Here is a 14,581-nt window from a genome sequence, read left to right as displayed (position 1 = left end):
TGACCATCAGGACATCCCAAGGGTCAAATAATAACGATACCCGGCACGGAAAACCGGCCGGGATGCGCGCTTATCCATAGATCGCCGGGAAAAGTCAACACCAAAGCGTCGTCAGAGATCAGACGCCCTAAGTGTCTGTGCGACCGCCCGCCCCAACCGGAAAGAGATATCGTTGAACATGCGGTCAAAGCCGTCGAACAGCGCCTCATTCAGGGCGCGCCCGGTTTCGGTTCTGGAGAACGCAATATTCTCACGCATCTGGGTCTCGTCCAACGGCCGATAGGCCATCAGAAGAAAGGAATAAAGCCACGCCTCGGTTTCCGCTGCGCGGCTTTCTTTCTGTGACAGAAGTTCGGCCAGCAATTCCTGATCGTCGCCTTGCGCGTCGACATCAAGACCCTGAAAGAAGCTGTAGTCGGAACTCAGCGCCCCATGAACGTTCTTTTCGACAAGGTCATTTGCCTGGATGTACTCATCGACCAACTCGAAACGAGTCGAGTCGCGCTCAACGGACTCGTAAGCTTCGCGGGCCATGTCCTCGATGGCCGGGTCCGACATCGCCTGCCGGGCCGAGTTTTCCAGCGACACGATCGTCTGACCAAGATCGCTTTCGAAAAACAGGATCGCCTGATCAAGCTGCGCAACGGACAGACCCGCCTCAAAGGCATCCGTCAGGAATTTCTGCATCCAGACCGGTTCGTAAATGTCTTTGACCTGCGCTTCAAAAAACGCGCCGCCGGTATTGTCCAACAGCGTTTCGTCAAGTTCCTCGCGGTGCCCTTGACCTTCCTGTACGAGAATTTCCATCACATGCGAAAGATGCATGGCCTGCGCCAGCCGGTCGACCCTTTGATCGGCCAGCAATTGAGCGCCCCACAGAACAAACGCAATCGCCAGAAAAACGCGGTGCATCAAATATCCTGCGCGGGATGCAGTTCGGCCATTCGGGCCGCAAGTACTTCGAACCGCATGGCCATGATTTCGTATTGGATCGCGTTCAGCAGTTCATACACTTCCTGCATCAGGGGTTGTTCCAGCGCCTCGACATACGAGTCGACATCCGCATCGGAAAAGTCCTGATAGGTATACGCTGCCCCCGCAAGGCTGGACAGTTGCAGCGACTGGCGCATACCGGCTTCGTTCCGCTTCATCAGCGCACGCAATTCATCCGCATCAAGTTGCAGGTCAATGACACCTGATGCGCTGGCTGCCAGAAGAAAACGCACCTGAATTTCTTGCAGGGCCCGTACTGCGGTACCGGTCGAATCGATCGCCTTGTTCATACGCTTGAAACTCTCGACCCGTTGCGATCCGTCCTTGATCAGGTCTGCGATGATTTTTTGGCCTTCCAGTTGCTTGGCCTCATCGTCCTCGAGCATATGCGAGGCGTTTTCGGCCTCTACCAAGCGCTGACCCAGATCCGATGCATAAAAGTCAACCGCGTGTGTCAGGGCCTCATCACTCAAGGTTTGTTCGAGGATGGAAACCGCGGTTTCGTGCATGGCACCGACGTCAAAAACTTCGTTTGCCAGACGCGTCCAGTCCGATCCGAAGCCATCGGGATCAATCCCCAGCATCTGAGGGGCAGACCTCGAGCTCAGCGCGATGCTTTCCAGGGCAACATCAAACCCGGTTGTGGTCAGAAAGGCCTCTATCCGATCACGGCTGGCGGCGGAAAGTTCCAAAGGGATTAGAACAAGCGCAAAGAGCGGGGCCAGAAACCAAAAGGCGGAGCGGCGTACAAACTGTATCATGGATATCAGACTAGGAGTTTTGCGCTGGCAGGCAACGGAAAATCCCGGGTTTCTTCAATTCCCGAATTTTCTGCTTGCACCCCTGCCCGTTCCTCACTAAATCCCCCCCTCACAGACCCCCGCGGAGAGGTGCCGGAGTGGTCGAACGGGGCGGTCTCGAAAACCGTTGTGGGTGCAAGCCCACCCAGGGTTCGAATCCCTGTCTCTCCGCCACTATCCCAACGCAGGCTCAATGCTGCCTTTTGGCCCACAAGAAGCGCCCGAAAATTGGTTGCGGCTGCGGGCCATTCCCGGCGGATCGCCGCCAAAACAGGGCGCGACATCTTTGTGCCGGCGTGTTCTTGCCGCGTTTCAAAGGACAATGAGCATAGCCCGGCTTATACTCTATTCTGCTGAGAATTATCGGGAATTCCCCTTTGTACCTGAGTTATTTTTAGCGCATTCCGGCGACACAATTTCCAAAGGAGACACCCATGTCGCGTACTCTTATTCTTGCCATCGTCATCGCCGCAATTGGCGCCGGCGGATACTATTACCTGAATCAACCCGAACCCACACCCGCCGAGCGTTTGGAAACCGCGGCAGAAGAAGCCGCCGAAGCTGTGACAGACGCGGCTTCATCTGTACAGGACGCTGCCTCTGACGCTGTCGATGCAGCGACCGAACAAGCCGCCGAAGCAGCTTCGTCGCTGACGGACCAAGCGACAGAAGCGGCGTCATCGGTTGCAGATCAGGCTAGCGAAGCGGCGTCATCGGTGGCGGATCAGGCCTCCGATGCGGCTCAGGAGGCCAGCGATCAGGTGGCCGCGCTGGCCGGTCAAGGGCAGGAGTTGCTGAACTCGTGGATTCAGGAAGGCAAGCTGGACCCGACCAACTTCGACTATGATGGCATTATGACATCCCTTCAGGACAGCACTCTGGCCACCGATCTGAAAGATCAGGCGATCAAAATTGTGAATGATATCAAGGACTCGCCTGAAACGATTGTTCAGAAAATTCAGGAACTGACCAACCTGCTGACCCAACAGTAAAGTGTTGAAGGCCGATCCACCGGTCGGCCTTTTCCCAAGGGCGCATTTGCGCTGCCCCTACGTTACGGTGTCGTTGAATTGACCTCCTGCACGGCTTTTGATTGGCTGTGCCTGACAAAAAGCCCGCGCCCTGCCCGACTGGTCTGAGGCTTTTCGGACAAGGGGCGCGCTTTGATTCAGCCAAATTCGAGGATCAACCGATGACCGACCTGCCCCAGACTATGTTCGCCGCAATCCTAAAGCATGACGGGTATTCCGGTACCGCCACCGGACCGGCCATTGAAAACGCCGCCGACTGGTTGGAAGAAGCAGAAGTTCCCAAGCCGGAACCCGGCCCGGGCCAGGTGCTGATCCGGTTGCGCGCGGCTTCGGTCAATCCGTCCGATCTGCATTTCATCAAGGGGGAATACGGGCAGCCTAGGGTCAAGGGATCCCCCGCCGGCTTTGAAGGATGCGGAGACGTCGTAGCCGCCGGCAAGGGCGCCGAGGCCCTGCAAGGGCAACGCGTCGCGTTCGTCGCCGCCGGATCGGGGGCCTGGGCGGAGTATGTCGTCACGCAGATGCAGATGTGCATCCCTCTGCGCCCTGATATCTCGGACGATGACGGGGCCGCCCAGATCGTCAATCCAATGACGGCGATGGCCATGGTGGATATGGCCAAGGCCGACGGCGATGCCTTTGTCGTATCAGCCGCGACCAGCCAGTTGGGCAAGCTGATGTGCAGCCTTGGTCGGGATCTGGGTTTGAAGCCGATCGCTTTGGTGCGTCGGGCCGAGACCGCAGAGATGTTGAAAGACCTTGGCGCTGCCGAAGTGCTTGTGACAACCGACGAAGACATTGTCGCAAAGTTTGCGGATCTGAGCGCGCAGCTGAAACCGCGCGTGTTTCTAGATGCCGTAACGGACCAATTGTCCGAACAATTGTTCTGTGCCATGCCCAACCGGGCGCGCTGGATCAGTTATGGCAAGCTGTCTACCGAGGCGCCGTCGCTGACTCAGACAGGGCAGTTGATTTTCATGGGAAAGCGGATCGAAGGGTTCTGGCTGACAAGCTGGATGATGTCGACCCCGCCCGCCGATCAGATGCGTGTCGTGGCCGAGGTTCAGGCCCGGTTTGCCGATGGGCGCTGGAAAACGGATGTTTCTGAACACCTTACACTCAGAAATCTTGTGCCAAACCTGGCTGATGCGCTGAAAAAGAGTGACGGCAAGGTGATAATAACGCCATAGTAGAACAAACCCGCGTCACCGGAGGATGCGCGCGGGCGGAACGCGACACCGGCAAACCGGTCGAGGGAGGACAGTTTGGATAACGCGCAGCTGCTGATCAGCGGACTGGCAAACGGGTGTGTCTATGGCCTGATCGCGCTTGGCTTTGTTCTGATCTACAAGGCGACCGAAGCGGTAAATTTCGCGCAGGGCGATTTCATGATGCTGGGGGCCTTTGTCACCATCGGCCTGACCAATACCGAATATATGGGCCTGCCGTTCTGGCAGGCCCTGCCGATCTCGCTGGGGATCATGGGGGCATTGGGATATCTTCTGGATCGCCTGATCATCCGTCGCCTGTTTGGCGAAAGTCAGACCGCCGTCGTTATCCTGACCATCGCACTGGGCTTCGTGATCCGTTTCGTGGCCGGATTGATCTGGGGGCACGAACCGCAAACGCTGCAAAACCCGCTTGCGGGGAAAGAGCTGCGCTTTGGCGGCCTTGTGCTGGGGCTGGAGGATGTCGCCGTTATCGTCGTCACCATCCTGCTGACATGGGGCCTTTACGTCTTTTTCAACCGTTCCAAGCTCGGGCTGGCTATGCAGGGGGCGTCGCAAAACCAGCTGGCGGCGTATTACATGGGCGTGCCTGTCAAGCGGGTTCAGGGGTTCATCTGGGCGCTGGCCGGGATCGTGGCGGGGATTGCAGGCATTCTGTTCGCCGCCAAGGGCGCCGTGGATCCGACAACGGGATTGCTGGGCATCAAGGCATTTGCCGCCGCCGTCATCGGCGGGTTCGGAAGCCTGCCCGGGGCGCTGGCCGGTGGTCTTGTCGTCGGGGTGATCGAGCCTTTCGCCAGCCGCTATATCGCGGCGGGTTACAGCCAGATCGCGCCATACGCCCTGCTGCTTGCCGTGCTGATCTTTCGCCCCAACGGGTTGTTCAGTCAGGTTCGGGTCAAAAAGGTCTGAGCCATGCGGATCATCTTCAAAACCGACTACATGCAGGATATCCGCCCGTGGAAAGACCGTTACCAGCTTGTCCTGTATCTGATCCTTCTGACGGTGGTTGCCGCAGCCCCCTGGTGGCTGGATGAGTTCTATCTCGGCGAGCTGACCAACGTCCTGATCTGGGCCATCGCCGGGTTGGGTCTGATGGTCCTGACCGGGCATACAGGGCAAGTCAGTCTGGGCCACGCGGCCTTTCTGGCTTTTGGCTGCTATGCCAACGTTGCCCTGATTGAGGCCGGGGTGCCCTTTCTTCTCGCCTTTCCGCTGGCCGGCATCCTGACGGGGATCGCGGGCGTGACCGTTGCGATCCCTGCCCTGCGCCTGCATGGCATCTATCTGGCCATCTTCACCATGGCTCTTTCGATCCTGATGGACGACATCATCGTTCTGTCCGAACCCATCACCGGCGGCGTTGCGGGCAAATATGTCGGCGGGGTCGAAATCTTCGGCCATTTGGTGGACCGCTGGGGAACGCCCGATCAGTTTTTCTGGCTGGTCCTGACCGTCGCCGTTCTGGTCACACTGGGATATATCAACCTGCTGCGCGCGCCTTTGGGGCGCAGCTTCATCGCGGTGCGCGACTCTGAGGTTTCGGCCCAGGCGATGGGCATCGACATCGCGCGGACAAAGATGATCTCATTCGCGTTGTCCTGCGCGGTGACGGGCTGGGCCGGGGCGCTGATGGGGTTGTTCGCCGGAGCGTTCAACAACGAAACCTTCAGTGTTCTGATCTCGATCCAACTGCTTATGATGATCGTCATCGGCGGGCTGGGATCGATCCATGGCGCATTTCTGGGCGCGATCGTGATCGGGTTCCTGCCGCAGTTTCTGTCGATCTCAAAAGAATATGCCGGTGCCCTGTTCGGCGGCAATACAGTCGCCATTCCGGGGTTGGAGTTCGGCATCTTCGGCATGATTCTGATCGCCTTCATCCTGTTCGAACCCATGGGCATCTATGGCCGCTGGCTGAAGATCCGCACGTGGTTCGAGCTGTTCCCCTTCTATCGAAAAGACATGTTCAAACGGCAGAAATCCTATCTCAAGACGGAGCGTCTGAGATGAGCTTGCTGGAGTTCGAAAATGTCACCCTCAAGTTCGGCGGCCTGACGGCGGTGGATGACCTGTCATTCGACGTTCGGGAAGGTGAAGTCTTTGCTATCGTCGGTCCAAACGGTGCGGGCAAGTCCACTGTTTTCAACCTGATTTCCCGGTTCTACGATCCCGTTGACGGGGCGATCCGGTATGACGGTCATGATCTGCTTCGGGTCAAACCGTCCGGTGTCGCCGCCTATGGCGTAGCGCGGACATTTCAGAACATCGAGCTGTTCGAACACGCAACCGTTCTGCAAAACCTGCTGGTCGGACGGCATCGCCACCGCAGGACAAACTTGATTTCCGAGATTCTGTTCACCCCGTCGGCAAAACGACAGGAACTGGAAAACCGCGATAAAGTCGAACGGATCATCGACTTTCTCGACCTGCAAGCCTATCGCGACAAGATGATATCGGGGCTGCCCTACGGCGTGCGCAAAGTGGTCGAAGTTGCACGGGCTTTGGCAACTGACCCAAAACTCTTGCTGCTGGATGAGCCGGCCTCGGGGTTGTCCGTGGAAGAAACAACGGACATGCGTTGGTGGATCGATGATATCCGACGGCAGATGGGCATCACCGTTTTGATGGTAGAACATGACATGGGCCTGGTCTCGGGCGTGTCAGACCGGGTTCTGGCCATGGCAGACGGCGCAAAACTGGCGCTTGGGACCCCGGCCGAAGTTCAATCGCACCCGGCAGTGATCGAAGCCTATCTTGGGAAGGCTTCATGAGCGCGCCAATCCTGAAAATCCGAAATGTCGAAAGCTTTTATGGCCCGATCATGGCCATTCGCGGTGTTTCGCTGGACGTTCACGAAGGTACGATTGTTTCGATCCTTGGCGCAAACGGTGCCGGCAAGACGACGTTGATGAAAACCGTCTCGGGGGTGATGGACCCGGAAAAAGGCACGATCACCTTTGATGGAGACGACATTCAGGGGGCCGAGCCGCATACCGTCGTCCAGCGCGGGATCGTGCATGTACCCGAAGGGCGCGAGGTGTTTCCTCTGCTCACCGTCGATGAAAACCTGAGCCTCGGCGCGTATACCCGAACGGACAAAGTGCAGATCGACCAGGATCGCGAGCTTGTTTTCAGTTACTTTCCCGTTCTGAAAGATCGTCGCACGCAAGAGGCCGGCACCCTTTCGGGCGGGCAGCAACAAATGCTGGCAATCGGACGGGGGCTGATGGCCCGTCCCCGCATCATGCTGCTGGATGAGCCGTCGCTGGGTCTGTCACCGCTTTTGGTGCAGGAAATATTCGCCATTCTGAAACGTCTGAACGAAGAACAGCATATGACGATGCTGCTGGTCGAACAGAACGCCAATGCGGCGTTGCGGCTGGCGCATCATGGATACGTGATGGAGGTAGGCCGCATCGTCATGGACGGCGCTGCGGATACGTTGCTGAAATCCGAAGACATCCAGAACTTCTATCTTGGCGTGCAGGAAGAAGGCGCACGCGAAAGCCGCCGGTGGAAACGCAAGAAGACGTGGAGGTAAGCAAGATGGATGCCACGCCCCTCGCCTTGCAGGTCAAGATCAACGGCGTTGAACTGAATGCAACCCCCGGACAACGCCCGTTGCGCGTGGATGGGTGCACCACCATCAGCATGCTGTTTCAACACCGTTGCGCGGAACTGGGGGATCGTACAGCCCATCGCGAAAAGGATTTAGGCATCTGGAAGTCATATTCCTGGGCCGACTACTGGCAGCACGCCAAGTGGATCGGGCTTGCCCTGCGCAAGCTGGGCCTGGAACGCGGCGACGTTGTTTCGATCCTGTCCGAGGACCGCAAGGAATGGATGTGGTTCGATATGGGTATTCAGTGCGTCGGGGGTATTTCTTCTGGCGTCTACACGACGGATTCGGCCAATCAACTGCAATATCTGGTCAACAACAGTGGCAGCAAGTTCCTCATCGTCGAGGACGAAGAGCATCTGGACAAGTTTCTGGAAGTCGAAAATCAAGTTCCGGATCTGATCAAGGTGATCATTCTGGAAGACGAAGGCTTGCATGACCTGACCCATCCGCGCTGCATGATGATCGACGATCTTTACGCTTTGGGCCAGCAGGCCGAACAGGAAGATCCGGGACGGTTCGAAGCCGAAATCGCATTGGCCAAACCTCAGGATACAGCTTTGCTGGTTTATACATCCGGCACCACCGGCCAGCCCAAGGGTGCGATGTTGAGCCATGAAAACATCCTGGCCGGCATCGAGGCCGGTGCCTGGACATTGCCGACGCAGTCCAGTGACGAACAACTGTGTTTCCTGCCCCTCTGCCATATCTTGGAACGCGACGTATCCGTCTATTTCCCGCTGGCCGCCCGCTGCACCGTGAATTTCGCGGAAAACCCCGAGACGGTCTTTGCAAATCTGCAAGAGGTCTCGCCTTCGACCTTCACGGCGGTGCCGAGAGTTTGGGAAAAGATCTATGCGCATGTGCAAATCCTGGCGCAGGATGCAACGCCGTTGGGTCGAATGGCATACGGTCTTGCCCTGAAGGCCGGCGCACGGCGGGCCGATTACGTGAGTTCAGGAAAACCCGTTCCCGCCGCCATCGCAGCCCGGTTCTGGTTTTGGGATCAGTTGGTTCTGAAGAATTTGCGCCGGATGCTCGGTTTGGACAAACTGCGCCGGGGTGGCACGGGTGCTGCGCCTATTTCGGCGGATTTGTTGAAATGGTACTGGGCCATCGGCGTGCCGATCGTCGAGGGCTTCGGCATGACCGAAACGTCCGGCCTTGCCACACTCAACACCGTGGAAAGCAACAAGATCGGAACCATCGGCAAGGTCGTCCCGGGGTGCGACATCCGCATCTCGGATGAAGGTGAAATTCAACTCAAAGGCATGAACATCTTTCAGGGCTATTGGCGCAACAACGCAAAGACGGCGGAAAGTTTTACTGCCGATGGCTGGCTGCGCACCGGCGATATGGGACGTATCGACAAGGACGGGTACGTTACCATCACCGGCAGGTTGAAAGACATCATCATCACCGCCGGTGGCAAGAACATAACCCCGGCCGAAATCGAAAGCCGGCTGAAGTTCAGCCATTACATCTCGGACGCGGTGATCATCGGCGACCGGCGCAAATACCTCACGGCGCTGATCATGATCGATCAGGAAAATGTCGAAAAATATGCGCAAGACCAGAAAATCCCTTTCTCGAACTTTGCCTCGCTTTGCGCCGCGGCCGAAGTCAAGGAGCTGATCGGCGCCGAAGTGGCCGCGGTGAACAAGGAATTCGCACGGGTCGAGCAGATCAAGGATTTTCGCCTGATCGACGTTCTGCTGACCGCCGAGGATGACGAGCTTACCGCCACAATGAAGCTGAAACGCGGCCTGGTCGAAAAGAAACACGGACATCTGATTGAAGACATGTACACTTAGCCAAAGAGTTTTCGGGAGGAGAAAGATGAAGAAGTCATTCAAATGGCTGGCCGCCGCCACGGCGTTGACCGCCTCGGCAAGCATCGGTTGGGCTCAGACGCAGGGCGTGACGGATGATGAGATTGTCATCGGGTCCGTCAACGACCTGAGCGGCATTTTTGCCGCGGTGGGTGTCCCGGCGACCAAAGGTGCCAACGTGGTATTCGACCGGGTGAACGAAGCCGGTGGCATACACGGGCGCAAAATCCGCTATGTGGTCGAGGACAACGGATACCAGATGCCGCGTGCGATGCAGGGCTACAACAAACTGCTGAACCGCGACAAGGTGTTCGCCATGCTGCAATCGCTTGGCACGCCGATGAACATGGCTGGGTTCAAGTTGTTGGATCCCAAGGGCATTCCCAACGTGGCACCTCTGACCGCTGCGCGTCAGATGTTGCAGGAACCGATGCGAAACAAGTTCACGTCTTTCTCGACCTACTATGATCAGGCGCGTGTCGGTGTGAAATATCTGGCCGGCGAATTTGGATCAAAGACGGTTTGCACCATGTATCTGCCGACAGATTTCGGCGAGGAAATTCTTGAAGGCAGCAAGGCCGGCGCCGAAGAAGCCGGGATCGCTTTTGGATCTGAAACGACCCACAAGCCGGATGAGACGGATTTTGTCGGGTCGCTCAGCAAGCTCAAGGAAGAAGGCTGCGATATCGTCACCATGGCGCTTGGCGTGCGACAAGCGATCACCGTAGTTGGCACCGCCAAGAAGATGGGCCTGACGGACATGAAGTTCCTGGGCACTTCGGCCAGTTTCCTGACTGTCGTGGCGCAGGTTCCCGGTGGGGTGACTGACGGGTTCTATGCAGCAGCCTCGTGGCAGGATCTTTGGGCGCGTGCGGATCAACCTGCCCCGGCGGCATTTATCGAAGAATACAAGGCCGCGACTGGCGAAGATCCGGTTGGATTTGCCATGTTGGGCTATTCCGCTGCCGAAATGATGGTCAAGGCGCTTGAGGCCGCGGGCCCTGACCTGACCCATGACAGCTTTATCGAAGCGATGGAGTCACTGGATTATCAGGATGACCTGGTCGGCAACCACATTACCTATGGCCCGGATGATCACCAGGGGGCGGATACGGTTTTCGTCAATGTCGTTGAAAACGGCGCGTGGAAACTGGTTTACGAAGAATAAGATCTCCCGCAAAACAATGCAAAAGGGCTCGCAATTGCGAGCCCTTTCTTTGTTGGGTGTCCCCGGCGAATTAACGCTTGGAGAACTGGAACGAACGGCGGGCTTTGCGCTTACCGAATTTCTTACGTTCCACAACGCGGCTGTCGCGGGTCAGGAAGCCAGCAGCTTTCAAAGCGCCGCGCAGGTTGGGATCGTACAGTTGCAGCGCCTTCGAGATGCCGTGCTTGACCGCACCGGCCTGACCGGTCAGGCCACCGCCTTTGACCGTGGCGACAACGTCGAACTCGCCTTCTACACCAGCAACCTGAAACGGCTGGCGCAGGATCAGTTGCAGAACGGGGCGTGCAAAATAGACGTCCTGATCCTTGCCGTTCACGGTGACCTTGCCGGAACCCGGCTTGATCCAAACGCGGGCAACAGCGTCTTTACGCTTGCCGGTGGCATAGGAACGGCCCAGCTCGTCACGTACGGGTTCACGCACGATGACTTCTTCGGCCACGGTTTCAACGCCTGCGACGGCGCTCAGCTCTTCGAGAGTATTGATCTGATCAGCCATCGGTCATTAGCTCCGGGTGTTTTTCTTGTTCATGGACTTGACGTCCAGAACTTCGGGCGCTTGCGCCTCGTGGGGATGCTCGGCACCGGCATAAACGCGCAGGTTGGTCATCTGCTTGCGCGACAGGCGGTTGCCCGGCAGCATGCGCTTGACCGCCTGGGTCACGACACGCTCGGGGTGAGCACCTTCCAGGATCTGCTGTTTGGTGCGCGACTTGATGCCGCCCGGGTGGCCAGTGTGCCAGTAGAAGTTTTCTTCGCGCTTCTTGCCGGTCATCTGGATTTTGTCAGCGTTGATCACGATGACGTTGTCGCCCATGTCCATGTTCGGGGTGAACGACGCTTTGTGCTTGCCACGCAGACGCATGGCGACGATCGACGCAAGACGGCCCAGAACAACGCCCTCGGCGTCGATCAGGATCCATTTCTTGTCGATGTCTGCAGGTGTTGCAGAAAAGGTTTTCATGGCAGGATAGTCCTGTTTGATGTGAAAGACCGCCCCAAGCGAGGCGGCCCGAATTCGATGGATGCGTATCTAGACACCCGTGACCGCCACGTCAAGCGACCAAACGCCATTTAAAATGTTTTAAAACAATGGCTTGTTAAATAGGTATTATTTTACCCCACGTTTTCAGCACGGAAATCGCCCCAATTTCGACACTCTGATACACTCGGTTGGAATTGATCATGCTCAACCACGGAGGGTCGCATGCAGGAATTGATGCGCACGATTGAAAACTATGGCGCGGCCTGGCAGGAAGAGTCCGCCGAAAAACGGCTTGCGCTTCTGACCCGGTGCTTTGCGGAAAACGGTCGTTACGTGGATCCGACAGCCGATGTTTCAGGCCGAGAGCAGTTGAGTGCACATATCGGCGAAGTCCTTTTGACTTCGAATGGGCGTGTCGAAATCACCAGCAGTCCTGTGTCGCACCATGATGTCGTCCACTTCAAGTGGCATATGGTGGCCCCCGACGGCGAAATCATGGTGGCCGGGCATGATTTCATTCGATTGGACGAGGACGGAAAAATTGCCCATCTGGCCGGATTCTTTGGCGACCCGCCGCCGCTGAGTTGAATGCTAGACGCTGATCTGTTCAGGCGGATTGTCCAGCAAAGCGCGCAACCTCAGCATTGCGTCCTCGAACCGTTCCAACGAAACGTGGCCATTCATTGCGATACGTACGGCGTTTGGGGCGCGCCCGTCGCGCAGGGCGAACTCATCCGCTGATCTGAGTTGAATGCCTTCCCGCTCTGCCGCGCGGCTGAACGCGGCAGACCGCCACCCCGATGGCAGGTTCAGCCAGACGAAAGGCACATCCGATGCCCAGTTCAGATCGAAACCACCCAGCGCATTGACGGTGATCCGAACATAATCGCCCATCCGTTTGCGAACATCCTGTGCAATCTGGCGGGTACGCGGATCCGACAGCAGCAACCGGGTAAGTTCGGCCAAGGGTTGAGCCAGGCCAAAATACCCATATTCGGCCGATCGGCGCAGATCGACGCTGCGATCCTTTGGGGCAATGGCAAAGCCCACGCGCAAAGCCGGTGTGAGTATCTTTGAAATGGACGACACGTGCCAGCCCCGCTCGGGTGCAAGCGCGCGATAACTGGGTTCGCGCGCCTCCCCCATGCGATAGCAATCGTCTTCCACGATCTGAAGGTCGAAGCGCCGGGCGACGTCCACGACCTCTTTCCTGCGTGCCAGCGGCGTGTGGATGCCGGTGGGGTTCTGAACTTCTGGCGAGACGCAAACGGCCTGAGCATTGGTTTGCCGCAAAACATGCTCCATCGACGCCGGATCGATGCCCCATTTGTCCATCTTGACGCCAATGACTTCGGCGCGCATCAACTCTCCGGCCCGACGGAACCCGGCGTAAGAGAGGTCTTCAACCAACACGATTGGTTTGGGTCCGCGCAGGATGGTCTGGAACACCAGACACAATCCGTTCTGCCCGCCATGGGTCAAGACGATGTCGTCATGGGTCAGCGGGCCCAGCGGCAGATCCGACAGCCAATCCACGACCGATTGCCTCATGGGTATATACGCGTCCCGCGTGGGGTAATTCAGAAATAGCCCGGGATCAGCTTGCGAAACCTTTTGCAGGCATTCCCGGATAAGCGCGACCTGCCCCGCATCCGGCAAACGCGGGCTGAACAGGCTGACATTGGCGTTGTACTTGTCTTCCCTCAGATGCAGTTGCCTGGCCCAGACATCATCTAGAATCGGTGATTTCGGCGGGGCCACAAATGTACCACGCCCAACCTCGGCGTGGAGCAAGCCTTCGTCAGTCAGGATCGTATAGGCACGTGCGACTGTACCAGGTGTGATTTGCAGGCGATACGCCAGTTCACGAACCGGCGGAAGCTTGGCGCCAACATCTAATTTCTTGTCACCAATGGCTTTTCTTATTGCGTCAGCAACCAATGTGTATTTCGGACCCTTGGATTTTGGCAGAGCCTCCGGCCAAATTGTATCCATTACAATTCTTCCTTTGCCTTTGACACAATTTCGAATGTATCAAATTTATGTACCAAGCAATACTGTTTTGTGTCAATACAATTTGAAAGGAATTCCGAGATGACACGCACAATGCACACCCCCGCCCTTCTGCTGCTGAACGACAGCCCACGGCTGCCTCTGCTCGCGGCTCTGGCCGTGCGGTTTGCGGCGGCGGTCACTCAATGGGAACGCCGTCGCCGCAGTCGCGTCAATCTGAGCTATCTGGATGACCGTCTGCTTCAGGACGTCGGGCTGACCCGCCATCAGGCTGGCCGGGAAACAAAGCGCTTTTTCTGGCAGCCCTGACTGATCCCCAGTCCCAATTATTGGGACCTCTTCCTGGGCCGGGGCCTGTCCCCGGCCTTTTTTATCCGAAATTCGCGGCGGCGGACCCTGCTGGCGGCAGGGAATAGGTCAGCGTTGCCCGCGCAACCGGAAGATCACTGCCTTCCGAGTATAAAAGCACATCCCCAACGGCCAGTGTTTTTCCCAGCTTCAACAAACGACAGGCCGCAATCATATCGGCGCCGCCTTCCGGCTTGCGCAGGAAATCAAAAGAACTGTTGGTGGTGACGGCCAGTGACTGACGCCCTTTTCGTGCCAGAACCATCGCATAGACACTGACATCGGCAAGCCCGAACATCGACGGGCCCGATACCGTGCCCCCGGGCCGCAGATGCTGCTCCTGAACCACAAGGCGCATGGTGATCGTGTCTTCGGTCAAATCTTCGACGACGAAATCCTTGTGCACCTGCGGGAACACCTCTTTGAGGTATTGTGACAGTTCGTCCCGATTCATTGCCAAAGCCATACTTCCCCTCCTGCTCTTGCCGACCTAGAGTTGGCCC

General features: G+C 57.4%; 16 protein-coding genes and 1 tRNA gene. 11 read left to right on the top strand and 6 right to left on the bottom strand.

Annotated features, from left to right (window positions below; genetic code table 11):
• Positions 1-111: 111 nt before the first annotated feature.
• Both FIU92_RS07405 and FIU92_RS07400 read right to left on the bottom strand, forming a co-directional pair.
• Positions 112-912 (bottom strand): DUF2059 domain-containing protein, encoded by an 801-nt coding sequence (locus tag FIU92_RS07405; RefSeq protein ID WP_152457961.1) that lies wholly within the window; start codon positions 910-912, stop codon positions 112-114.
• Positions 912-1,754, bottom strand: coding sequence for a DUF2059 domain-containing protein (locus tag FIU92_RS07400; protein ID WP_152457960.1), 843 nt, complete (start codon positions 1,752-1,754; stop codon positions 912-914). The genes FIU92_RS07405 and FIU92_RS07400 overlap by 1 nt, the downstream gene beginning before the upstream one ends.
• Positions 1,755-1,877: 123 nt before the next feature.
• Here FIU92_RS07400 and FIU92_RS07395 point away from each other — a divergent pair.
• The 9 genes from FIU92_RS07395 (at position 1,878) to FIU92_RS07355 (ending at position 10,675) form a co-directional block, all read left to right on the top strand.
• Positions 1,878-1,967: transfer RNA gene (locus FIU92_RS07395), tRNA-Ser, on the top strand.
• Between the two features lie 260 nt (positions 1,968-2,227).
• On the top strand, positions 2,228-2,785 hold the full coding sequence (locus FIU92_RS07390; protein WP_152457959.1) for a hypothetical protein: 558 nt from the start codon (positions 2,228-2,230) through the stop codon (positions 2,783-2,785).
• A gap of 200 nt (positions 2,786-2,985) precedes the next feature.
• Complete coding sequence (locus FIU92_RS07385) at positions 2,986-4,014, top strand: zinc-binding dehydrogenase (protein ID WP_152457958.1); 1,029 nt, start codon at positions 2,986-2,988, stop codon at positions 4,012-4,014.
• A 75-nt stretch (positions 4,015-4,089) separates the two neighbouring features.
• Positions 4,090-4,965 (top strand): branched-chain amino acid ABC transporter permease, encoded by an 876-nt coding sequence (locus FIU92_RS07380; RefSeq protein WP_152457957.1) that lies wholly within the window; start codon positions 4,090-4,092, stop codon positions 4,963-4,965.
• A 3-nt stretch (positions 4,966-4,968) separates the two neighbouring features.
• Entirely contained in the window at positions 4,969-6,066 is a 1,098-nt protein-coding gene (locus FIU92_RS07375; RefSeq protein WP_152457956.1) for a branched-chain amino acid ABC transporter permease, read from the top strand.
• The gene (locus FIU92_RS07370) at positions 6,063-6,827 is read left to right on the top strand and encodes an ABC transporter ATP-binding protein (protein WP_152457955.1); all 765 of its coding nucleotides are present in this window, start codon (positions 6,063-6,065) and stop codon (positions 6,825-6,827) included. The genes FIU92_RS07375 and FIU92_RS07370 overlap by 4 nt, the downstream gene beginning before the upstream one ends.
• A complete protein-coding gene (locus FIU92_RS07365) occupies positions 6,824-7,597 on the top strand; it encodes an ABC transporter ATP-binding protein (RefSeq protein WP_152457954.1) in 774 nt (257 codons plus the stop codon). Before FIU92_RS07370 ends, FIU92_RS07365 begins: the two co-directional genes overlap by 4 nt.
• Positions 7,598-7,602: 5 nt before the next feature.
• Positions 7,603-9,489 (top strand): long-chain fatty acid--CoA ligase, encoded by a 1,887-nt coding sequence (locus tag FIU92_RS07360; RefSeq protein ID WP_152457953.1) that lies wholly within the window; start codon positions 7,603-7,605, stop codon positions 9,487-9,489.
• Between the two features lie 25 nt (positions 9,490-9,514).
• Entirely contained in the window at positions 9,515-10,675 is a 1,161-nt protein-coding gene (locus FIU92_RS07355) for an ABC transporter substrate-binding protein (RefSeq protein ID WP_152457952.1), read from the top strand.
• Positions 10,676-10,745: 70 nt separating this feature from the next.
• Here the strand turns inward: FIU92_RS07355 and rpsI are convergent, their stop codons facing one another.
• Positions 10,746-11,231 (bottom strand): 30S ribosomal protein S9, encoded by a 486-nt coding sequence (gene rpsI, locus FIU92_RS07350; RefSeq protein WP_152457951.1) that lies wholly within the window; start codon positions 11,229-11,231, stop codon positions 10,746-10,748.
• 6 nt (positions 11,232-11,237) lie between these two features.
• On the bottom strand, positions 11,238-11,696 hold the full coding sequence (rplM, locus tag FIU92_RS07345) for a 50S ribosomal protein L13 (RefSeq protein WP_152457950.1): 459 nt from the start codon (positions 11,694-11,696) through the stop codon (positions 11,238-11,240).
• A gap of 243 nt (positions 11,697-11,939) precedes the next feature.
• Between rplM and FIU92_RS07340 the strand changes: the two genes are divergently transcribed.
• A complete protein-coding gene (locus FIU92_RS07340; RefSeq protein WP_152457949.1) occupies positions 11,940-12,305 on the top strand; it encodes a nuclear transport factor 2 family protein in 366 nt (121 codons plus the stop codon).
• Between the two features lie 3 nt (positions 12,306-12,308).
• On the opposite strand, the gene FIU92_RS07335 is transcribed toward FIU92_RS07340, so the two are convergent.
• A complete protein-coding gene (locus FIU92_RS07335; RefSeq protein ID WP_152457948.1) occupies positions 12,309-13,712 on the bottom strand; it encodes a PLP-dependent aminotransferase family protein in 1,404 nt (467 codons plus the stop codon).
• A 99-nt stretch (positions 13,713-13,811) separates the two neighbouring features.
• Between FIU92_RS07335 and FIU92_RS07330 the strand changes: the two genes are divergently transcribed.
• Positions 13,812-14,039: a DUF1127 domain-containing protein gene (locus tag FIU92_RS07330; protein WP_152457947.1), complete on the top strand. Its 228-nt coding sequence runs from the start codon at positions 13,812-13,814 to the stop codon at positions 14,037-14,039.
• A gap of 61 nt (positions 14,040-14,100) precedes the next feature.
• On the opposite strand, the gene FIU92_RS07325 is transcribed toward FIU92_RS07330, so the two are convergent.
• Positions 14,101-14,544 (bottom strand): PaaI family thioesterase, encoded by a 444-nt coding sequence (locus tag FIU92_RS07325; RefSeq protein ID WP_152457946.1) that lies wholly within the window; start codon positions 14,542-14,544, stop codon positions 14,101-14,103.
• Between the last annotated feature and the right edge of the window lie 37 nt (positions 14,545-14,581).

Source organism: Ruegeria sp. THAF33, assembly GCF_009363615.1.
GTDB lineage: Bacteria > Pseudomonadota > Alphaproteobacteria > Rhodobacterales > Rhodobacteraceae > Ruegeria.
The sequence above is the reverse complement of the archived record's forward strand: the minus strand, read 5'-3'. Positions and strand labels throughout refer to the sequence as shown.